The sequence below is a fragment of the Pseudomonas sp. GW821-FHT10C09 genome (assembly GCF_059415465.1).
Genome location: NZ_JBWKNG010000012.1, coordinates 155,831 through 177,803, shown reverse-complemented (window position 1 = coordinate 177,803; position 21,973 = coordinate 155,831). Strand labels below are relative to the sequence as shown.

General features: G+C 61.2%; 15 protein-coding genes. 7 read left to right on the top strand and 8 right to left on the bottom strand.

What is annotated here, in order from left to right; genetic code table 11:
• Positions 1 to 79: 79 nt before the first annotated feature.
• The 3 genes from pvdO to pvdM form a co-directional block, all read right to left on the bottom strand.
• Positions 80 to 946 carry a dihydropyoverdine dehydrogenase gene (pvdO, locus tag AC07N8_RS14705; protein WP_493144270.1) on the bottom strand — a complete coding sequence of 289 codons (867 nt, stop codon included), beginning with the start codon at positions 944 to 946 and terminating at the stop codon, positions 80 to 82.
• A gap of 202 nt (positions 947 to 1,148) precedes the next feature.
• A complete protein-coding gene (gene pvdN / locus AC07N8_RS14700) occupies positions 1,149 to 2,429 on the bottom strand; it encodes a pyoverdine-tailoring periplasmic protein PvdN (protein ID WP_493144268.1) in 1,281 nt (426 codons plus the stop codon).
• A 29-nt stretch (positions 2,430 to 2,458) separates the two neighbouring features.
• Positions 2,459 to 3,808 (bottom strand): pyoverdine-tailoring dipeptidase-like protein PvdM, encoded by a 1,350-nt coding sequence (gene pvdM / locus AC07N8_RS14695; RefSeq protein ID WP_493144266.1) that lies wholly within the window; start codon positions 3,806 to 3,808, stop codon positions 2,459 to 2,461.
• A gap of 194 nt (positions 3,809 to 4,002) precedes the next feature.
• Between pvdM and pvdP the strand changes: the two genes are divergently transcribed.
• A complete protein-coding gene (gene pvdP, locus AC07N8_RS14690; protein WP_493144264.1) occupies positions 4,003 to 5,631 on the top strand; it encodes a pyoverdine maturation tyrosinase PvdP in 1,629 nt (542 codons plus the stop codon).
• Between the two features lie 135 nt (positions 5,632 to 5,766).
• On the opposite strand, the gene AC07N8_RS14685 is transcribed toward pvdP, so the two are convergent.
• The 3 genes from AC07N8_RS14685 to AC07N8_RS14675 are packed head-to-tail and all read right to left on the bottom strand — an operon-like array spanning position 5,767 to position 10,315.
• Positions 5,767 to 7,161, bottom strand: coding sequence for an efflux transporter outer membrane subunit (locus AC07N8_RS14685; RefSeq protein WP_493144262.1), 1,395 nt, complete (start codon positions 7,159 to 7,161; stop codon positions 5,767 to 5,769).
• Between the two features lie 7 nt (positions 7,162 to 7,168).
• On the bottom strand, positions 7,169 to 9,142 hold the full coding sequence (locus tag AC07N8_RS14680) for a MacB family efflux pump subunit (RefSeq protein WP_493144259.1): 1,974 nt from the start codon (positions 9,140 to 9,142) through the stop codon (positions 7,169 to 7,171).
• The gene (locus AC07N8_RS14675) at positions 9,143 to 10,315 is read right to left on the bottom strand and encodes an efflux RND transporter periplasmic adaptor subunit (protein ID WP_493144258.1); all 1,173 of its coding nucleotides are present in this window, start codon (positions 10,313 to 10,315) and stop codon (positions 9,143 to 9,145) included. It abuts the gene before it with no gap.
• Between the two features lie 302 nt (positions 10,316 to 10,617).
• Between AC07N8_RS14675 and AC07N8_RS14670 the strand changes: the two genes are divergently transcribed.
• The 6 genes from AC07N8_RS14670 to AC07N8_RS14645 all read left to right on the top strand — a co-directional run bounded on the left by AC07N8_RS14670 (position 10,618) and on the right by AC07N8_RS14645 (position 20,362).
• Positions 10,618 to 11,100: a sigma-70 family RNA polymerase sigma factor gene (locus AC07N8_RS14670; protein WP_483843474.1), complete on the top strand. Its 483-nt coding sequence runs from the start codon at positions 10,618 to 10,620 to the stop codon at positions 11,098 to 11,100.
• A gap of 133 nt (positions 11,101 to 11,233) precedes the next feature.
• Positions 11,234 to 12,571, top strand: a complete 1,338-nt coding sequence (locus AC07N8_RS14665; RefSeq protein WP_483843473.1) for a lysine N(6)-hydroxylase/L-ornithine N(5)-oxygenase family protein — start codon at positions 11,234 to 11,236, stop codon at positions 12,569 to 12,571.
• Positions 12,572 to 13,067: 496 nt separating this feature from the next.
• Positions 13,068 to 15,770 (top strand): magnesium-translocating P-type ATPase, encoded by a 2,703-nt coding sequence (gene mgtA / locus AC07N8_RS14660; protein ID WP_493144255.1) that lies wholly within the window; start codon positions 13,068 to 13,070, stop codon positions 15,768 to 15,770.
• Between the two features lie 168 nt (positions 15,771 to 15,938).
• Positions 15,939 to 16,358 (top strand): response regulator, encoded by a 420-nt coding sequence (locus AC07N8_RS14655; protein WP_493144253.1) that lies wholly within the window; start codon positions 15,939 to 15,941, stop codon positions 16,356 to 16,358.
• Positions 16,359 to 16,510: 152 nt separating this feature from the next.
• Entirely contained in the window at positions 16,511 to 17,131 is a 621-nt protein-coding gene (locus tag AC07N8_RS14650; protein WP_493144251.1) for a response regulator, read from the top strand.
• Positions 17,132 to 17,143: 12 nt separating this feature from the next.
• Positions 17,144 to 20,362 (top strand): transporter substrate-binding domain-containing protein, encoded by a 3,219-nt coding sequence (locus tag AC07N8_RS14645; protein WP_493144249.1) that lies wholly within the window; start codon positions 17,144 to 17,146, stop codon positions 20,360 to 20,362.
• Between the two features lie 3 nt (positions 20,363 to 20,365).
• On the opposite strand, the gene dkgB is transcribed toward AC07N8_RS14645, so the two are convergent.
• Together dkgB and AC07N8_RS14635 are read right to left on the bottom strand one after the other, a co-directional pair.
• Positions 20,366 to 21,169, bottom strand: coding sequence for a 2,5-didehydrogluconate reductase DkgB (gene dkgB, locus AC07N8_RS14640; RefSeq protein WP_493144247.1), 804 nt, complete (start codon positions 21,167 to 21,169; stop codon positions 20,366 to 20,368).
• A 233-nt stretch (positions 21,170 to 21,402) separates the two neighbouring features.
• The gene (locus AC07N8_RS14635) at positions 21,403 to 21,942 is read right to left on the bottom strand and encodes a PaaI family thioesterase (RefSeq protein ID WP_483843467.1); all 540 of its coding nucleotides are present in this window, start codon (positions 21,940 to 21,942) and stop codon (positions 21,403 to 21,405) included.
• Positions 21,943 to 21,973 lie beyond the last annotated feature (31 nt).

Sequence of the window (21,973 nt, the reverse complement as noted above, 5' to 3'; positions counted from 1 at the left end):
CACTGACATTCAATTTCAATGTCGACTGACACGCCGACTTCGCGAGCAGGTTCGCTCCCACAGGGGATCTCGGTGATTCTTAGAGATCGCGGACAATGCGAAAGCCCATCCAGTCCCCGCGCTCTTGCGGGTACTGGCTATTGCGGTTGCCCGAGCGCGAGAACACCGGTGCTTCACCCCAATCGTTGCCACGAATGCGCACGGCTTCGCACTTGGCCTCTACCCACGCGCTGCCATCTGTTGGGGCGCCGACGTAGTCCGGGTGTTCGCAGTCTTCGACCCATTCATAAACGTTGCCATGCATGTCGTACATGCCGAAGGCGTTCGGCGGGTAGCTGCCCACGGGCGAGCTGTAGCTGTAACCGTCCGCCGGGCCGTAGGTGTTGGCGTGCCTGGCGATGCTGTAGGCCTTGTCTTCATCGAAGGGGAAGGGGAATGGGCCCTTGGTGCCGCCCCGCGCGGCGTATTCCCGTTGGGCCTCGCTGACCATGTGGTATTTCTGCCCGGTTTTTTTCGACAGCCAGGCGACGTAGTTTTTGACGTCGTCGAAGTTCATGCACACCGCAGGCTGGCGTGGTGTCTGCGGATAACGCGGTTTGCTGGCGACGCATTCGCGGCCCGGCCGGGTATCGCCATTGGCAATGATCACGCCGCTCTCGCGCACGTAGCTGTCCCATTCACCGGCGGTGACCTGGAAGCGGCTCATGGCGAATGGCTTGGCGAAGGTCACGTCGTGCATCGGGCCTTCGTCGGGCTCGCGACCGACTTCATCGTCCGGCGTGCCCATGGTGAAGGTGCCGGCGGGCAGCACCACCATTTCCGGGCAGTCGCGGCAGTCCTTGAATACTTTGCCGGGTGGCGGTGCGGTGGCGGCCTGGGCGCCTCCGATCATAAGTGCGGTCAGGGCCAGGGCCTTGAACGGCAGGGTCAATTGATCTCGGTTCATGAGTGATCTCGAGTAAAGAAAAATCGGGGTGCTATGGTGAGCTGGCTTACCTGTGGCGAGGGGGCTTGCCCCCGTTGGGTCGCGAAGCGGCCCCCTGCGTCCTTTCAGACAAACCGAGCTGCCTGGATTTACGACTGCTCCGCAGCCGAACGGGGGCAAGCCCCCTCGCCACAGGTAATCCCAATCTCCACAGGGATCAGCGTCATGCGGTTTTGTTCAGCAGGGCCATGAAGCGGTCGATCTGGTCTTCGGTGTTGAGCAAACCCGGCGCAATCCGAATCACCGGGCCGACATCGCGCTCCACCGAGTCGCAGACCACGCGGTTTTCCATCAACCCGGCGGCGACTTTTTCGCAGTCGCGGTCCTTGATGCGGAAGAAGGTGAAACCGGCGGACAGGTCCGGGCTCTTTGGCGTGACCAGTTCGATCTGCGGATTTTCCAGCAAGCGGTTTTTCGCATAGGTATTGAGTGCGTGAATCCGCGCCTGCACCTCGGCCTTGCCCAGTTCCAGGTGCAACTTGAACGCCTCGTCCAGCGCCCAGCGGTGTTCAAAACTGTGATAGCCGCCGGGGGTCATGATGGTCGAGAAGGTGGTGGCTTCGGAGAACGTCGGAATGGTCGGCGTGACGTCCTTGAGCTCGGCGGAACGGGCGCAGATGATCCCGGTGCCGCGCGGGCCGAACATCCATTTGTGAGTGCCGGCAATGAAGAAGTCGCAGTGCATGTCGGGGAAGTCGAGGTCTTCGACGCCAAAACCGTGCACACCGTCGACCACATACAGAATGCGGTCCTTGTCGTCGCGGTTGCGGTTCTGTTCCGCGACCAGTTTACCGATCTCGCCAATCGGCAATTTCACGCCGCTGCCCGATTGCACCCAGGTCATGCCCAGCACGCGGGTGTGCGGGCGGATGCCTTTGGCGATGGAACCGAGCACTTCGTCGACGGACACGTCGCGGCTGTTCTCGAACAACTTGAGCTTGCGCACCTTGACCCCGTCCTTCTGCTGACGGTAATCCAGCGCGTAGTTGGTGGCGTAGTGTTCGTGTTCGGTGGTGAGGATTTCCTGATCCGGGCGCACATGGATGCCGCCGTAGATCAGCGACAAGCCTTCGGTGGTGCTGCCGGTGAGGGCGATCTGCTCAGGCTTGGCCTTGAGGTAACGCCCGGCCCAGACGCGCACGTCCTGTTCGCGTTTTTCCGTTTCGCCGAGGTCCCAGTCCATCGCCCGACCGGGGTTGCGGTCGAGGTTGGCGCGGTGCCGTTCGATGGCCTCACGCACCGGCCGTGGGTGCGACGTCACCAGAAAGTTGGCGAAGTGCAAATAGTCCGGATCCTGATCGAACAGCTGGCGCAATTGCGCCCACTTGTCCTTGGGCAGCGGCTGCGCCGTGGCAGCCCGTGCCGGCAACATCACAGCGCTGCTCAGGGGCAGGCCGGCCGCGAGAATCCCGGCCTGCTTGAGGAATGAACGACGGTTGGTCATCAGCAAGGTTCGCTTTTGCAAAGGGGGATTCAGTTGTTCGCCAGCGGCCGGGAAGACTTCTGCACCTGGTCCCAGACCCGCAGGAAATTGCCGCCCCACAGCTTGGCGATGTCGGCCTCGCTGTAGCCGCGGCTGATCAGTTCGGCGGTGACGTTGCGGGCTTCGCTGACATCCTTCCAGCCCTCGAGGCCGCCGCCGTCGTTGAAGTCGGAGCTGATGCCGACGTGGTCGATGCCGATTTTCTTCACCGCGTAATCAATCGCGTCGCCGTAGTCCTTGAGCGTGGCTTTCGGTTCTTCGTCGACAATCGCGTAGAGCTGGCTGGCGTATTCGCCGAAGCGCTGCTCGGACCAGACGGTGATCACCGGGTCGCCGGGCATCAGCGCCATCTCCAGGCCTTGCAACGGTTGCAGGTCGAAGCGGGCGCGCAGGGCGTTGAGTTTGTCCTGGGTGGTTTGGCTCAAGGGGCGGATGTAGGTCGGGAAGCCGACAATCTGCACCACGCCGCCGCTGTTCTTGATCAGTTGCATTTCCTGGTCGCTGAGGTTGCGCGGGATGTCCACCAGCGCACGCGGCGCCGAGTGCGAGGCGACCATCGGTGTGCGGCTCAGTTGCGCGACTTGCTCCAGGGCCTTGGTCGACATCTGCGAGACGTCGATGATCACGCCGAGGTCATTGAGGCGGTGCACGGCTTGTTTGCCGATGTCCGACAGGCCGCCGAGGGCATCGCGCGAATCATTGAAAAACGGCAGCGGGCGCGACGAGTCGGCCCAGGCGTTGTTGCCCACGTAACTGAAACCGAACATGCGCATGCCACGGGCGGCCCACGTGTCCAGGGCGTTGAGGTCGTTGCCCAGCGGGTAGGCGTTGAGCATGCTCATGAACACCGCGAACTTGCCTTCGCCGTGCAGGCGCCGGAAGTCGTCGGGGGTGTAGGCGATGGCGACCTGGTTGGGGAAATCGCGAACCATGGCGCTGATGATTTTGTAGCGGGTTTCCTGCTCGAACCGGGCTTCGTCGACGAAACCAGCGGTGGGGCGGTGCGGTGCGTTGGCGCCGTTCCAGATTTCCGGCCAGCCGAAGATGGTCAGGGCTGCGCCGGACAGGCGTCCGCGCCCGGTCTTGACCAGGTCGAACTGGCCGCTGCCCTCCTTGTCGGCTTCGTTGCCAGCGGTGCCGAAGTCCAGCGGCACAGTGACGTGGCTGTCGAACGAGAGGATGCGCGTTTGCAGGTCATCGGCCTGTTGCATGACCTTGACCGGGTAGCCAGGGTTGTCCTTGAACCAGTGATCCCAGACGGCATAGCCGGCACCGATGCTGATGGCCAGCGCCAGGGGCAGGCCGAGGTACAGCGCCTTTTTTGAACGTGGTTTTTTCATGTTCATCTCAGTCAGGTCCGTTACCCCGGTGTGGGGGGCTTTGCTATCTGGGATGGACGAGTGACTGATCCGATAATTTAGGTGTATCTGCCGGCTTGCTCCGGGCGGCGTTCCGACGAAGCTTTTAAATTTTCAGAGAGGGCGAACGTTCTAGCTTGGATAAAGCCTGCTTCATGGCTGACACAGGTAGGGCAATGACGATTTCTCGACGATGGTTCATGGCAGGCCTGGCGCTGACTGGCGCTGCCGTGCCTGCGGCTTTTTATGGGCATCGCGAATGGACGAAAGCGGATCCGACGATCACCCCCGGCGAAGCTTCATTTGATGTGGCGGATGTTGCTGGCCAACGGCTGGCGGACACGCTGCGGGGCGTCTGGCAGATTCGTTTTGAAGGGCGTGACGCCGGGATTGAAGGATTGCCTCGTGACGGTCTGGAAGTGTTTCTGGATGTCGGCCACAAAGGACGCGGCCTGATCGGCTATCTCGACACGGCCGAGCGTTTGCGTTCAAACGAAACTCCACGCTACCGGGTGCTGGGTGATCTGGCCGATGCCAAAGCGGCGCAATTGAGTTGGCGACTGGTCAGTGCCGACGCGGCCAACGGCACCCCCGATTACGAATTCAGCATGACCCTGGACGAAGTCTGGGCCGGTTTCGGCAATGCCGGCAGCGGCACCCTCAGCGGTCGCGTATTGAACCTTGATCGGCCGCTGATGATGACCGCGCAGGACAACCGCTTCATCGCGGTCAAACGCGTATTTCCGGAAGCCCGCGAGCGCACCGGGCTGAACGCGCCGCTGCTGGCCTGGTTGATTTCCCCCGAGCACCGGCTGTTTCACCAGCTCTGGCATGCCTCGCGGGACAAATGGCACACCTTGGCCGAAGACAAACGCAATGCCCTGCGTGGCCTCGGCTGGCAACCGGGTCCGCGTGACAAGGAACGCGATGCTCGCGGTGCGCGCAAGGATCGCAACGGTTCGGGCGTGGATTTTTTCTTCATGCACCGGCACATGCTTGGCACCGCGCGGTCGATGCAGGACCTGCCGTCGTGGCAGCACTTTCCGTTGCCGCAACCGGAACTGGCCCGTGACCGCATCGGCTTCGCTCATTACTGCGACAACCACGACGGCACCGCGCTGCCGCCGACGTGGCTGGCCGACGACGATGCCGAATATTCGCAATGGGTCAGCGATATCAAGACTGCCGAGACTTATCACAGCAATTTCCAGGTCTGGGAGTCGCGCTACCGCGACCCGCGTTACCTGTCGAAGCTGACCCTGGGGCAGTTCGGTTCAGAGGTTGAATTGGGTCTGCACGACTGGCTGCACATGCGCTGGGCCTCGGTGCCGCGTGATCCGTCCAACGGCCATCCGGTGCCGTTCGCCCGGGATCCCTCAGACTTCTCCGCCCGCTGGTTTGCACCTGAAAACGACTTCCTCGGTGATCCGTTTTCATCCCATGTGAACCCGGTGTTCTGGCATTTCCATGGCTGGATCGATGATCGACTGGAAGACTGGTTTCGCGCGCATGAACGCTTTCATCCGGGGGAGGTGAGTCGGCTGGAGGTCAATGGCGTGGCGTGGTTTGCGCCGGGGCGTTGGGTGGAGGTCGATGATCCGTGGCTCGGGCCGAGCACCCACGGTTGCAGCACCACGCCGGGGTTGCAGGCGGGCAAGTCGGTGGAGATGGACCCGGAAACCATGAAGCTGGCGTTGCGGATCACGTTTGGCGAGGATGAGAAGAAGCTCGCTGACTTGTTCAGGAAAGTGCCGCAGCGGCCCTGGTATGCGCGACATTTAAAGGCTAAGCCCCTTACCAGTTAATCAGTTACTGCGCGTTATCGTTCATCGCGAGCAAGCTCGGCTCCCACAGGTTATGTGTCTTGCCTAAATCATGTGGCACACATAATCCCTGTGGGAGCGAGCCTGCTCGCGAAGGCGGCCGAACAGATACAGCCATCACAAAGTTTGCCACCCCCCACCCAGTGCCTTGTACAGCGCAATACTCGCCTGCAACCGCGACAACCGCAGCTGCACATTCAAATCCTGCGCCGCATACAGCGTGCGTTGTGTCTCCAGCACCGTCAGCAAATCCTCGGCCCCGGCCTGATAGCGGCTCTGCGCAATATCGAACGCGGTTTGCGCCTGCTTCAGTTCTTCGCCTTGCCATTGCCGCTGTTCATCCAGCCCACGAATGCTGTTCAGCGCTTTTTCCACGTCGGCGAAACCGTTGATGATCGCGCCGCGATAGGTCTCCAGCAGTTCCTGCTGGCGGGCGGTGGCTTTGTCGCGTTCGGCCCCCAGGCGTCCGTTGTTGAACACCGGCGCAAGTAACCCGGCGGTGAGGTTATAAAACGGACTGCGCAGGATGTCCGATGCGCGATCCGCGCCCGAGCCGATTTCGGCGCTCAACGTCACGGTCGGCAACATCGCGGCGCGGGCCACGGTGACATCCGCCTGCGCTGCCGCCAGTTGCGCCTCGGCACGGGCAATGTCCGGACGACGGCTGATCAGTTCGCTGGGCAGGCCGGCGCCAATGGTCGGCCATGACAGCTGATCAAAGTGTTCCTGACCCAATGCCAGCGCCTGCACCGGTCGGCCGAGCAGGGCGGCAAGGCTGATCGACGCGTCCTGCGCCTGTTGCTGCACCAGCGGCAATTGCCGTTGTTGCGCGGCGACCAGGCTTTTCTGCTGCGCCAGTTCCAGCGCTGTCGCCGAGCCTGAATCAAACCGCGTCTGCACCAGTTTCAACACGTTCTGCGCATTCGCCAGGTTCAACTCGGCGATGCGGCTCTGTTCACGCAACGACAGGGTTTGCGCGTAGGCGCTGGCAACACTGCTGAGCAGCGTCAGTTCCACCGTGGCCTGATCGAACTGGCTGGCCTGCAGGGCAAATTGCGCGCTGTCGCGGGAAGCACGCTGGCCGCCCCAGAAATCGACTTCGTAGCTGGCGCTGAGGTTGGCGTTGAAATAGTCCACGGCGCTGTTGTCGCTGTCGGCATCGAGTTGGCTGTAGCCATTGCCGCGCAGCAGTTTCTGGCGGTTGGCATTCAACCCGGCCGTAACCTGCGGCAGTTGCGAACCGCCGGCCACCACCGTTTCCGCCCGGGCCTGACGCACCCTGGCGATGGCTGCAGCCAGATCGAAACTGCCGATTCGCGCCTGTTCGACCAGTCTGTCCAACTGCGGGCTGCCGAACTGCGTCCACCATTGCGGGTTGTTGCGCGCGGCGTCTTGCGTGTGGGGTGATTGCCAGGAAACGGGTGCCTCAATACCGGCGTCCGGGCGCTGGGCGGGCGTTCCACACGCGCTGAGCAACAGGCAGAGCGTCAACAGACTGAGTTGCGGCTTCATGGAGAAATCATTCACTGGTAAGGGCCGTGACCGGGTCGAGTCGGGCAGCTTTGCGGGCCGGCATGAAGCCGAAGACAACACCGGTGACCAAGGCGCAGCCGAAGGCGCCAAGCACCGCTATCAAGGAAAATGCGACAGCGACTTCACTGAGAATCAACACACCGCCGACGATCAGCGCCAGGGCAATCCCGGCCAGCCCTCCGACCACCGAGAGCATTACCGCCTCGGTCAGAAACTGGCGCAGGATGTCGCGCTGCCGGGCGCCGGTGGCCATGCGGATGCCGATCTCGCGGGTGCGCTCGCGCACGGTCATCAGCATGATGTTCATTACGCCGATACCGCCTACCAGCAGCGAAATCGCGGCAATCGAGCCGAGCATCAGTGACAGGGTGTTCTGCGTGCGCGCTTCGGCCTGGATCATTGCCGCGTTGTTGGTCAGTTCGAAATCCTTCTTGCCGTTGTGCAGGCGCAGCATCAATTGCTCGATGGCTGTTTCGGTCTCCTTGACCTTGCGCGCGTCGGCGGCGGCGATGGCCACGTATTCCGGAGTGTGCGTGCCGAACAGCCGCACGCTGGCGGCGGAGTAGGGGATGGCGATGCGGTCGTCGCTGTCGGAGTCGCCAGAGCTGGCGCCTTTTTCCGCGAGCACGCCGACCACCTGAAACGGCACGTTTTCGATCAGGATGTATTGGCCAATCGGGTTGGCCACATCCTTGAGCAGTTTGGTCCGCACCTTGTGGCCGATCACCGCGACCGCCGCCGCGTTTCGCTCATCGGCCTCGGTGAAGTAGCTGCCTTCGACCACCGGCCAGTTGAAGATCGCCGGGAAGTTGGTGTCGTTGCCGCCGACGTAGCTCAAGTGGTCGAGGTTGCCGAAACGCACCCCGGCTTCCTGGCCATTGACCGGCATGATCCGCATCACTTGCGGCAGGCTGGCCACCGCCGCGACGTCATCGAGGGTGACGATGCCCGGCGCAGTACGCGGGTTCGGCGCCGAGCCGCTGAGGTAAATGATGTTCGAACCGAAGGCGCCCATCTGCGCCATGACCTGGCGCTTGCTGCCTTCGCCGACGGCGAGCATCACCACCACCGACGCTACGCCGATGATGATCCCGAGCAGCGTCAGCGCGGTGCGGAAGCGGTTGATCCACATCACTCGCCACGCCGCTTGCACCGCGTCAATCAGTTCGCCTTTCCACGCGCCGGTGGCTTCGGCGCCTTCGCTCAGGCGCTTGCGCAGATCCACGGCTTGCAGCGCACTGGGGTTGGTTGAGGTCTGGACTTGAGGGTTGTCGCGGGCGCTGTCGCTGATGATCAGGCCGTCGCGGATTTCGATGATGCGCTTGGCCCGGGCCGCGACTTCGCGGTCGTGGGTGATCAGGATTACTACGTGGCCCTGGCTCGCCAGTTCATCGAGCAGGGTCATGACCTCGGCGCCGCTGTGGCTGTCGAGGGCGCCGGTGGGTTCGTCGGCGAGGATGATGTGGCCGCCGTTCATCAAGGCGCGGGCGATGGACACCCGTTGTTGCTGGCCGCCGGAGAGTTGATGCGGACGGTTGCCGGTGCGTGTGGCAAGGCCGAGACGGTCGAGCAGGGCGGCGGCGCGGGCGTGGCGCTCGGCGGCCGGCAAGCCTGCGTAGATGGCCGGCATCTCGACGTTTTCCTGGGCCGAGCCGGACGGAATCAGGTGATAACCCTGAAACACAAAACCGAAGGCTTCGCGGCGCAGCCAGGCCAGTTCGTCACTGTCGAGCCCGGCGACGTTTTCTCCGGCGAAGCGGTATTCACCCGATGTCGGGCGGTCGAGGCAGCCGAGAATGTTCATCAGCGTCGACTTGCCGGACCCGGAGGCGCCGACAATCGCCACGAACTCCCCAGCATGGATCGACAGGTCGATGCCGCGCAACACATGCACTTCGGGAGCGTCACCGCCGCCGTAGGCTTTGCGAATGTCGTGCAGGTCGATCAGGGGCGTCTGCATTCAGCCGCCACTCCCGTCAGCCGGACCGATCAGCAGGTGATCGCCTTCGCGCAATCCATCGAGGATCTGCACCCGCAGGCGATCACTGATGCCGGTGCGCACTTCACGCGACTCGATGCTGCCGTTTTTGGCCACGACTTGTGCGGTTTGAGTGTCCGGTTCCGCGCCACCTTGCAACGCGGCAATGGGCGCGGTGAGGACGTTTTTTGCCTGGTCGGACACGAAAAACACCTGCGTCGTCATCTCCGCCATCAGCGCGTTGTCGGCGTTATCGACGTCGAGCAACACGGTGTACAGCACCACGCGGGCGCTGCCACTTTTGCTCGAACTGGCCGGGCTGCCGCCGCCCTGGCTGGTCTGGTCGAGTGGCTTGGGTGGCACGGGCAGGATCTGCCGCACCGTGCTGCTCCAACGACGATTGCCACCGCTGAGGGTGGTGAACCAGGCATTCATGCCGGGTTTGACGTGGCCGATGTCGGCTTCCGAGACTTCGGCCCACACGGTCATGGGCGATAACTTGGCGATGCGCAGAATCAGCGGAGTTTGCTGCTGCGCGTTCAGCGTCTGGCCTTCACGAGCGTCGAGGGCGACCACCGTTCCGGACATGGGCGCATAGATTCGCGTGTAACCGAGCTCGGCCTGATCGCTGCGCAGGCTGGCTTCGGCCTGGCGGATCTGCGCCTGGAACATGTCGATACGCGCCTGGGTGGCACGCAGTTCGGCCTGGGCGGTTTGCACGTCTTCTTCGCGGGTGGCGCCACCGGCCTTGAGGTTCTGCTGGCGCTGGTATTTCTGCCGTGCGAGTTCGTGCAGGGCCCGTTGCTCCTGGAGCTGGGCCTTGAGGTTTTCGATGGAGAAACGCCCGGCATCGAGCTTGGCCTGTTGCGTGGACGGATCGATTTCCACCAACAATTGACCTTCCTTGACCACGTCGCCGACCTCCACATGAATTGTGTGGATCTGCCCGGAAGCCTGGGCGCCGACGTCGACATAACGTCGGGGTTGCAGGGTGCCCAACGCGGTGACGCTGCTTTCGATGTCGCCCCGGCTGACGGCCACGGTGGCGAACCTGTCGCGGCCGGGCGGAATGATTTGCCAGGCCGCGACGGCTATAACGGGGATCAGGCTAAGTGCTACAAGCAGGGCGCGTCGGGTGTGTCGGGGACGTTTCATGCAGGGTTCCGGCCAATGGGTATCGGCCCGTCGTTCAACCTGCGCGCAGCTAACAGCGACAGCCGAGAGAGACGGGGAGCTGTCCTGTAAACGAGGAATGGTGCGGGGAATTTAGGTGCGGACACATAGGGTTACACCTGTAGCTCATGACTATTTGTGCGACAAGGACAAGCAGCACTTTAAATCTATATGAGAATTACTATAAATTACGCACCTCGAACTGCCACTATCGTGCCACTGCCTATTTCGGCGGTCGACGAGGGGGCTCAAGGACAGAAACCGCACCCGTGCGGCCGGGAGTCATGTTGGAAAACTACTATCGCGAGCTGGTGTGTTTCCTGAACGCCAAGCTAGGCAACCGTCAGGTGGCCGAAGATGTGGTGCATGACGCGTATGTGCGGGTCCTGGAGCGTTCCAGCGACACGCCCATCGAGCAGCCCCGGGCGTTTCTGTATCGCACCGCGCTCAATCTGGTGATCGACGACCATCGGCGCAATGCCCTGCGTCAGGTCGAGTCGCTGGACGTGCTCGACACCGAAGAACGCTACTTCACGCCATCCCCGCACAACTGCCTCGATCACGGCCAGCGCCTGCAGATGCTCCAGCGTGCCCTGGCGGAACTGCCACGGCTGTGTCGTGAGAGTTTTCTGTTGCGCAAAATCGAAGGAATGTCCCACCCGGAGATCGCCGAACAACTGGGCATTTCGCGAGCCCTGGTGGAAAAGCACATCGTCAATGCAATGAAGCATTGCCGGGTGCGGATGCGTCAGTGGGATGCCCATTGATCCCCGCCGATTAAATTTTATTTCACTGTCCTCGTTCCTACTCAACAGACGACCTGCTGTCCTGCCCAAGGCCGGTCAGGTCACTTAGGCTTACTCCCCATCTGTTGAGGGGTTCATCCAGAGGACACTGGAAATGACACAGGCAATTGCATCGCCCATCGTTCACGACCTGATCGGCGTCGGTTTCGGCCCTTCGAACCTGGCGCTGGCCATCGCTTTGCAAGAGCGCGGGCCAATCCAGGGCGAGCTGGATGTTCTGTTTCTCGACAAGCAGGCGGACTACCGCTGGCACGGCAACACCCTGGTGACCCAGAGCGAACTGCAGATCTCGTTCCTCAAGGACCTGGTGACGCTGCGCAATCCGACCAGCCCGTATTCCTTCGTCAACTACCTCAAGCATCACGGTCGCCTGGTGGACTTCATCAACCTCGGCACCTTCTATCCGTGCCGCATGGAGTACAACGACTACCTGCGCTGGGTCGCTGCGCAATTCGAATCGCAGAGCCGTTATGGCGAAGAAGTGCTGACCATCGAGCCGGTGCTGCACAGCCAGCAGGTCGAAGCGCTGCGGGTGATCTCGCGCGATGCCCAAGGTCAGCAGCACGTGCGCACCACCCGTTCAGTGGTGGTCAGCGCGGGCGGGACGCCGCGCATTCCGGAGGCGTTCAAGGCGTTGAAGGATGACGCACGCGTGTTCCACCACTCGCAGTACCTGGCGCAAATGGCCAAGCAACCGTGCGTGAACAATCAACCGATGAGCATTGCGATCATCGGCGGCGGGCAGAGTGCGGCGGAAGCGTTCATCGATCTGAACGACAGCTTCCCCTCGGTGCAGGTCGACATGATCCTGCGCGGCTCGGCGCTGAAACCGGCGGATGACAGCCCGTTCGTCAACGAAGTGTTCTCGCCGGAGTTCACCGACCTGGTGTTCCAGCAAGCCCACAGCGAGCGCGAACGCCTGGTCAATGAGTACCACAACACCAATTATTCGGTGGTGGACATCGACCTGATCGAACGCATCTACGGCATCTTCTATCGCCAGAAAGTCTCGGGTATTGCACGCCACGCGTTCCGCACCCTGACCACGATCGAAAAAGCCACGGCCACTGAACACGGCATCGAGTTGGCGGTGCGCAACAACGCCACCGGTGAAGTCACGGTTCGTCTATACGACGCCGTGGTATTGGCCACCGGTTACGAGCGGCAGATGCACCGCAAACTGCTGGCGCCGCTGGAGCAGTACCTGGGTGATTTCGAGGTGGATCGCAACTACAAACTGATCACTGATGAGCGCTGCAAGGCCGGCATTTATATGCAGGGTTTCTGCCAGGCGAGCCATGGGTTGAGCGACACGCTGTTGTCGATCCTGCCGATTCGGGCGGATGAGATTGCCGGCTCGTTGTATGAGCATGGCAAGAACCGTGGGCACAGCCGTTCGGTGGTGGACTTGTTGTTAGCGACTGCCAGCTAATTTTCGTCGCCTTATCGGCCGCCTTCGCGAGCAGGCTCGCTCCCACAATGGAACTGTGTATGCAGGACTAATGTGGGAGCGAGCCTGCTCGCGAAGGGGCCCTTGAGAACACCACAAAATGTTAAAGCTGAACCCTTCCTGAAGAACCCCGCGATTCCCCCACCGCACGCCGTTCCTTCGTTTACTCTGCATAAATCGCGGCGTAAGCTTCGCGCGTTTTCATCAATAGCGGAGACCCACAGTGGGTACTTGTTCGAGTGACAGTAGTCGGCCGGTTTCAGTAACCGGCACCTTCTCGGCAAGATAACGCGCAGCTTTTTTGTGCCGTTGTCTCGCCGTACAGCGAGCAGCGGCCTCCCGGTCGAGCCAGTCCTGGCTCGATTCCCGATGTCCTCTCATCGACACACTTTCGTGTGATGGCGCCAGCCTGGTCGTCATCGCAGCGACTCGACACGCCTGCTCGAAGGTTTCCCGGCTGACCCTGGGGGGCAACGCCATGAACCTGACCCTGCTCAAGGAATTCTTCGCCGGATTCCTGCGCACCCGCCACATCGCCCGGCACTTCCGTCGCCTGGCGCTGCTGGAAACCTTCACCGACACCACGGTCAGCCGTGAAGTACCGCCGACGCTGGCACAAACCCTGGTGGGCGCCGCCAATAGCGACACCGGTCAATTGCTGGACAAGCTCGGCACGCACACCGATGGCCTGAGCGAAGAGGAAGCCGACACCCTGCGCGAGCGTTACGGCCTCAACGAGGTCGAGCATGAACAGCCACTGCCGTGGTGGACCCACCTGTGGCACTGCTACAAGAATCCGTTCAACCTGCTGCTGACATTGCTCGCGGTCATCTCCTGGCTGACCGAGGACATGAAAGCGGCCATCGTGATTTTCTCCATGGTGGTGCTCTCGACGTTGCTGCGGTTCTGGCAGGAAACCAAGTCCAACCAGGCCGCCGACGCGCTGAAGGCGATGGTGAGCAACACCGCGACAGTCCTGCGCCGCGACGCACTGCGCATCGAGTTGCCGATCAAACAGTTGGTGCCGGGCGACCTGATCGTGCTCTCGGCTGGCGACATGATCCCCGCCGATTGCCGAGTGCTCAGCGCCAAGGACCTGTTCGTCAGCCAGGCGGCGATGACCGGCGAATCGATGCCGGTAGAAAAATTTCCGCGCCAGCAAGACAACGACACCAGCAATCCACTGGACCTCGACAACATTCTGTTCATGGGCACCAACGTGGTGTCCGGCACGGCGATGGCGGTGATTCTCACCACCGGCAACGACACTTACTTCGGTGCCCTGGCGCAGCGGGTCGGTGCTACTGATCGTGCGCCGACGTCGTTCCAGACCGGGGTCAACAAAGTCAGCTGGCTGCTGATTCGCTTCATGTTCGTGATGGCGCCGCTGGTGCTGTTCATCAATGGTTTCACCAAGGGCGACTGGACCCAGGCGCTGCTGTTCGCGTTGTCGATTGCCGTGGGCCTGACCCCGGAAATGCTGCCCATGATCGTCACCTCGACGTTGGCCAAAGGCGCGGTATTCCTGTCGCGTAAAAAAGTCATCGTCAAACGCCTGGATGCGATCCAGAACTTCGGCGCCATGGACGTGCTGTGCACCGACAAGACCGGCACCCTGACCCAGGACAAAATCTTCCTGGCCCGTAACGTCGACGTGTGGGGCAACGACTCCGACGACGTGCTGGAAATGGCCTACCTCAACAGCTACTACCAGACCGGCCTGAAAAACCTGCTGGACGTGGCCGTGCTGGAACACGTGGAAATCCACCGTGAACTCAAGGTCGGCACCGCGTTTCGCAAGATCGACGAGATCCCGTTCGACTTCACCCGGCGGCGCATGTCGGTGGTGGTCGCCGAGCGCGAGCATGCTCATCTGCTGATCTGCAAAGGCGCGGTGGAGGAAGTGCTGGCGGTGTGCACGCGAGTGCGTCACGGCGTGGTTGATGAAGCGTTGAGCGATGAACTGCTGGCGCGGATTCGCCAGGTGACCGCCACGTTCAACGCCGAAGGCCTGCGAGTCGTCGCGGTGGCTGCGCGGCCGATGATCGAAGGTCGCGACACGTACAGCCTGGCCGATGAGCAGGAGCTGACGCTGATCGGTTACGTGGCGTTCCTCGATCCACCCAAGGAAAGTACCGCGCCGGCACTCAAAGCGCTGGCGGCTCACGGTGTGGCGGTGAAAGTGCTGACCGGAGACAACGAATTGGTGACCGCGAAAATCTGCCGCGAAGTCGGTCTGGAGCAGCAGGGCCTGCTGATGGGCAACGACATCGAACGCATGAGCGACGCCCAGTTGGCCGTGGCGGTGGAGACCACCAACGTCTTCGCCAAACTCACGCCGTCGCACAAGGAGCGCATCGTGCGCTTGCTCAAGGGCAACGGCCACGTGGTCGGGTTCATGGGCGACGGCATCAACGACGCTCCGGCCCTGCGCACCGCCGACATCGGTATTTCGGTGGACAGCGCCGTCGACATCGCCAAGGAGGCGGCCGACATCATCTTGCTGGAAAAAAGCCTGATGGTGCTGGAGGAGGGCGTGCTGGAAGGGCGCCGCACCTTCGCCAACATGCTCAAGTACATCAAGATGACCGCCAGTTCGAACTTCGGCAACGTGTTCTCGGTGCTGGTGGCCAGCGCGTTCATCCCGTTCCTGCCGATGCTGCCGATGCACCTGCTGGTGCAAAACCTGCTCTACGACATTTCGCAGATCGCCATCCCGTTCGATAACGTCGATGAAGAAATGCTCAAGCAACCACAGCGCTGGCAACCGGCGGATGTCGGGCGCTTCATGCTGTTCTTCGGGCCGATCAGCTCGATCTTCGACATCACCACGTTTGCCCTGATGTGGTACGTGTTCGACGCCAATACCCCGGACCACCAGACCTTGTTCCAGTCCGGCTGGTTCGTGGTCGGACTGCTGACCCAGACACTGATCGTGCACATGATCCGCACCCCGAAAATCCCGTTCCTGCAAAGCCGCGCGGCGATGCCGTTGATGGTGATGACCGGGATCATCATGGCGGTCGGTATTTTCCTGCCGATGGGGCCGCTGGCGCACTACTTCAAACTGCAGGCCCTGCCATCGATGTACTTCGTGTTTCTGCCGGTGATTCTGCTGGCGTACATGGCGCTGACGCAGGCGGTGAAAGGGTTCTACATCCGTCGGTTTGGCTGGCAGTAAAGCGTCCGGTTGCGACGTCATCCAAATGAGGCGAGGGGGCACGGATCCAGCCGTGAACCCTCATCACTATCAGAAAGGGTGAATCAGCATTTAGGAAAAGTCCTACATAAACCGGTACCAAGCTTCCGTAGCCTTGCGCCACACTTTGGTCACCCTGCGGGCCCCGGAATGACGAGCAAAGCATTACGAATCCTGATTGCCGACGAGCAGCACTTCCACCGGATGAAGGTCGAGCGCCTGTTTAACCAGTTGGGTTATTACCGGGTGGCACCAGTTCAACACCTCGAAGAGCTGTTGAGCCTGGTCGAGTACGGTGGCGAGGCGATTGACGTGGTGGTCATCAATGCAGCTCTGGCTGCTGGTTCTTTGGACCTGCGCGGGTTTTTCCTCGATAACCCCCAGGTTCGTCACAGCCTGATTTTCAACGACAATCACACCGCGATGTCAGTCAGCGAGCCGCGCACGATTCAGGTGACCCCAGCGCTACTTCCCGACCTGGCGTGCATCCAGCGCTTGATGTCGACTGTCGATTCGTTGGTGCGTAAGGGGCATGATCTGGCCGGGCGCTATCAGCAAAAAACGGGTTGAGCCGAAGCAGCCGTCCGTCGGAACTGTCATTTCTGACAGGTAGTTTTCACCCCCTCACCATGTAAGAGTTTTCGCGCAGTTGCTGCGTGGACTCCAGCCTTTTCGGGCGGCATTCGTGGCGTCATCGTCGATTTTTTGCACAGGGAGTTTTCATGAAGTCAGTGCTGATTGTGGACGATCATCCGGTGGTTCGCGCCGCAGTCAAACTGGTCCTTGAGCGGGAGCGTTTCCAACGGATCCATGAAGCATCCAATGTGGGTGAAGCGTGGGCGATTCTCCGCGAACACGCTATTGAACTGGTGATTCTGGATCTGGTGATGCCTGGCGGTAACGGGCTGGATGTGCTGGAACGCATCAGAACCAGCCACTTGTCGTGTGTGGTGCTGGTGTTCACATCCCTTGACCCGTTGTTTTTTCAGGAGCGTTGCATGCGTTCCGGCGCCTTGGCGTACGTCTCCAAGACCAACGATCTGGGTCAATTGCACAAGGCCATACACGCGCTGATGGCCGGCTACACCTATTTCGCACGACTGCCCAGCTTATCCCTGGACGCGCTGCAGCAAAGCGAAAAACAAATGATCGACAAACTTTCCAACCGCGAACTGACCATCCTCCAATACCTGGCCCGAGGTACCGCAAACAAGGCCATCGCCGAGGCGATGCACTTGAGCCACAAGACAGTCAGCACCTACAAGACCCGTTTGATCTTGAAACTGGGCGTGCAGTCCGCCGTGCACCTGCGCGACTTCGCCATCCGCAACCACTTGATTTGAAGGCGCCTGAACGTGCGTATCCTGTTGTGCGCAATGTTGTTGTGTCTGGCGCCGCCGGCGCTGTCGAGCCTGTCTGGGGAGGCGAAGTCCTTGGACCTGCTGGGGCGTTCCACGGTGGAGGGTTACGAGGTCCATCTGAATGAACAGGACTGGCAATGGCTACGCAACAAGGAAGTCTTGCGCCTCGGGGTGAGTGGCGCGGACTATCCGCCCTTCGAAGTGACGCGCAGCGAGGCGGAGCTGGAAGGCATCACCGCCGATTACGCTCATCTGATCGCGCAATTATTGAAAGTCCGGATTGAAGTGCAGCGGTATGACACACGGGACGCGGCCATGGAGGCTCTGAAAGACGGCGCGCTTGATCTTTTGGGGACCTCGAACAGTTTCGAAGCGGCCGACCCTGAGTTGGTTCTGTCCAGGCCCTACGCTGAAGATCAACCCATGCTGGTCACCCGCCTGGACGAGCGCATGCCCGAGGATCTGACGGGTAAACGCATCGCCATGGTCGATGACTATCTGCCGGCGCGGACAGTCGCAGCGTTTTATCCCGGGGCCAGCCTGCAGCGTTATCCCTCGGCACTCGATGCGCTGGGAGCGGTGGCGTACGGGCAAGATGACGTGTACCTCGGGGACCTCATCAGCGCCAATTACCTGATCAACAACAACTACCTCAATAACGTTCAGTTGATGGGGCCGTCCGGTCTCGACGCTAACCCGTTCGGCTTTGCCCTGTCGCGGAGCAACCTGGCGCTCAAGGGCATCGTCGACAAGGCATTGGCGGCAATCCCCATGGAGCAGCGTGCAACCATCGACCTGCGCTGGAGCGCCGGCAGGGTCAACAGGCTGGGGCAGTCGCGCGTCAATCTGAGCGCCAGTGAACAAGAGTGGCTGGATCGTCATTCACAGGTGAAGGTCGGGGTGGTAGAGAACTTTGCGCCGTTGACCTTCTTCAATGCCGAAGGGCAATTCAGCGGCTTGACCGCACAATTGTTGACGCTGATCAGCCAGCGCAGCGGCTTGAACTTCAGCGTGATACGGGGCCGGACCCTTGACCAACAGATTGAGCGACTCAGGGCCGGGGAGATCGACGTCATCCCCGCCATCATCCCGGCAACCGAAGGTGTAGCCGATCTGCACTTTACCAGCCCCTACGTGACCAATCCGTACACACTGGTCAGTGCCAACACCCTCGACAGCCCAAAGACGCTGGACGAGCTGAGCGGGAAGCGCCTGGCGATTTATCGCAGCCACCCGGTGCGTGCGTTCATTCTGGCGCGGGTGCCGGGCGTGCGGATGGTGGATGTCGATAACCCGGCCCAAGGCCTGGAGTTGGTCATGAGTGGACAGGCCGACGCGGCCGTCAGCTCATTGTTCATGACCCGTTACCTGATTGCCCGGTATTACCCGGGACGTTTGCGGATCCGCAGTACCGTGGGCGATGAACCCGCTCGCATCGCCATGGCGTCTGGCAGTGGTGCGCTGGAGTTGCATTCAATTTTGAACAAAGCGTTGTTGAGCATTTCGCCCGAAGAAATGGACGGTCTGGTCGTGCGTTGGGGCAATGATGTGGTTGAGGATGACAATTATTGGCGGCGTTATCGTCCCACCATTCTTCGGGCGTTCGCCGCAGCTGCCGCATTGCTCACGCTGGCCCTGAGCTGGATCGCCTGGCAGCGCCGGCAGATCCGCCAGCGCCAACAATGGTTACAGCAATTGCAGGACGCCAAAGACACTGCCGACGATGCCAATCGTGCGAAAACCACGTTCCTTGCGACCATGAGCCACGAAATCCGTACGCCGATGAATGCCCTGATCGGCATGCTCGAATTGGCCGGAATGCGCGCGAAAGAGGGCGTCGCCGACCGCTCCGCGCTTGAGGTGGCGTCCACGGCTGCGCAGCAGTTGCTGGCACTGATCGGCGATATTCTGGACATTGCCCGCATCGAATCCGGACATTTATCCCTGACACCCGAACGGGTCAATTTGCATGCGCTGGTGGCCTCGGTGTGCCGGGTGTTCGAAGGCCTGGCGCGGGAAAAAGGCCTGGCATGGCGGGTCGACCTGGACGAGCGCAGTGACCGTGACGTGATGATTGATCCCACGCGTTTCAAGCAGGTGCTGTCCAATCTGTTGAGCAATGCAATCAAGTTTACCCAGGCCGGTGAAGTGAGCCTGACACTGCGGGTGGTGCCGGGGATTTCAGGTCATCTGGCCGTGGCGGTGCACATCGAAGACAGCGGCATCGGCATCAGCGTCGTTGATCAACAGCGGTTGTTCAGCCCGTTCGTCCAGGCCGGCAACAATCAACAGTCGGGGCGCAAAGGCTCCGGACTGGGGCTGGTGATCAGCCGCACCCTGTGCGAAATGATGGGCGGACGGCTGGCGCTCGACAGCGTCCTGGGGCAGGGCACTCAAGCGGACATCAGTCTGTCCTTGGTGGCGTTGAAAGCTTTGCCAGCCGCTGACGCGATGGACAACGGATTGGCGCTATCCACCCGGTCCCTGACGATTTTGGTGGCCGATGATTATCCGCCCAATCGCTTGTTGCTGACACGCCAGCTGAGCTATCTGGGGCACCAGGTCGTGGAGGCCGAGGATGGTGAGCAAGGGTTTGAGTTGTGGCACGCCCATGAGTTCGACGTGGTCATCAGCGACTGCTACATGCCCCGGTTCAGTGGTTTTGAGTTGGCGGGCGCGATTCGTGATCAAGAGCGCGCCTATGGATTGCCGCCCACGCTGATTCTGGGATTTACCGCCAACGCGCAACCTGAGGAAAGGATTCGGTGCCTGGAAGCGGGCATGGACGACTGCCTGTTCAAACCTATTCTGCTGGCGGATTTGAGTGCCTGGCTGGCCTTGCGATTTGGCAGTGAGCCGCCGGCACCGGTCGACACGCAAGCAAGCCTCGAGATGGACTTGACCGGCCTGGAGCCATACGTCGGCGACGACCGGACGCTGATCAATCAGTTGCTGCGCGAACTGGCCAAGGCCAACCACGAAGACCTCAATCATCTGCTGCAAGCCCACGCGGGCGACGATCACCCGCGTCTTCAGGAGCTGGCGCACCGTATCAAGGGCAGTGCGCGGATGGTCCGCGCACAGCGTTTGGTCGAATGCTGTGAGCAACTTGAGCGCGCTTGCTTGGAGGGGCGTGCGGCGACGATCGATAAAGCCGTCGATCAGTTGCAACAGGCCATGACCCGACTGGATCAAACCCTCTCACGGGGCTGACGCTTAATCCCACTGCGGCGCGATGCCTTTAGGGCTGGTCAACCGCTGGCCGCGATCAAGGCCGGCGATCAGCGCCATGTCAGCGTCGCTCAGGGTCAGGTCGCAGGCTTTCAGGTTGCTTTGCAGGTTGGTGCGTTGGGTCGAGGAAGGGATCACCGCGTAACCCGACTGCATGGCCCACGCCAGCGTGACTTGCGCCGGGGTGGCCTGAAGGCGCTCGGCGATCTGCTGGATGATCGGGTCCTTGAGCACTTCGCCATAAGCCAGGGTCATGTAGGACGTGATCTGGATGCCCTGGGTCTGAGCGAATTCGACGACTTTGCGATTTTGCAGGTACGGGTGCAGTTCGATCTGGTTGGTGGCGATGTGCTTGGCACCGACGGCGGCGATGGCCTGTTTCATCAGGTCGACAGTGAAGTTGGAGACGCCGATCTGGCGGGTCAGGCCCAGTTGTTTGGCTTCGAGCAAAGCCCCCATGAATTCTTCAACAGGTACCTGGTTTTCCGGGGACGGCCAGTGAATCAGCGTCAGGTCGAGGTAGTCGGTTTGCAGTTTGCGCAGGCTCTCTTTGAGGCTGTCGATCAAACGATCCCTGGCGAAGTTGGCGACCCAGATTTTGCTGGTGATGAACAACTCGTCACGGGGGATACCGCTGGTGGCGATGGCGTGACCGACCTCGGCTTCGTTTTCGTAGATCTGCGCGGTGTCGATCACCCGGTAGCCCAGTTCCAGGCCAGTGCTCACCGAATCGATGACCACCTGGCCTTGCAAGCGAAACGTACCGAGACCGAAGGCGGGAATAGACATGTGTGACTCCAAAGATTGCAGTGGGAATGAGCGGGAGTATCCCCGCCGCGATCCTTGGGAAAAACCGCTGGATGGGCAAAGCACTGTTTACCGGAAGTCATGAATGCCGAAAGTGTGATGGTGTTTTTACTGGACCTTCGCGAGCAGGCTCGCTCCCACATTGGATGTATGTACGGCACAACCCCCCTGTGGGCGCGAGCCTGCTCGCGAAGGCCGCGACTCGGTCTAGCCCCTTAACCGCGAGCCTCAAGAATCATGCAAGTCGTCGACCCCGTCGCATACAACCGTCCATCCACATCATAAATCCGCCCCTCGGCCAGCGCAGTCGACCGCCCCAAATGAACAATCTTGCCCTCGGCCCGCACCGGTCCGCTGGCGCCCGTCAGCGCACGCACATAGCTGATGCGCAAATCCAGCGTCGTATACCCCTGGCCCTTCTTCAGCTGTGTATGAATCGCACAGCCCATGCACGAATCCAGCAACGTCGCCGCATACCCGCCATGCACACTGCCCAACGGGTTGTAGTGCCGTGCGTCCGGGGTGCCTTGAAAGATAAACAGCCCGGCGGACCACTCGATGGGGATGAAATCCATCAGCGCGCCAATCGGTGGTGAAGGCAGTTCACCGTTGCCGATGCCTTCAAAGAACTCGGTGGGTGACAGCGCGATGACGTCGGCCATGGGCAGGCTGCCGGGGCCGGCGAGGCGGGCGCGCATGGCCTGTTCCTGGGCGATCCATTGAGCGAGCGTGGCTTCGCGGGTAGGGCTTTGCATGGTCATGTCCTCGGGCTGAGCGGATATTATG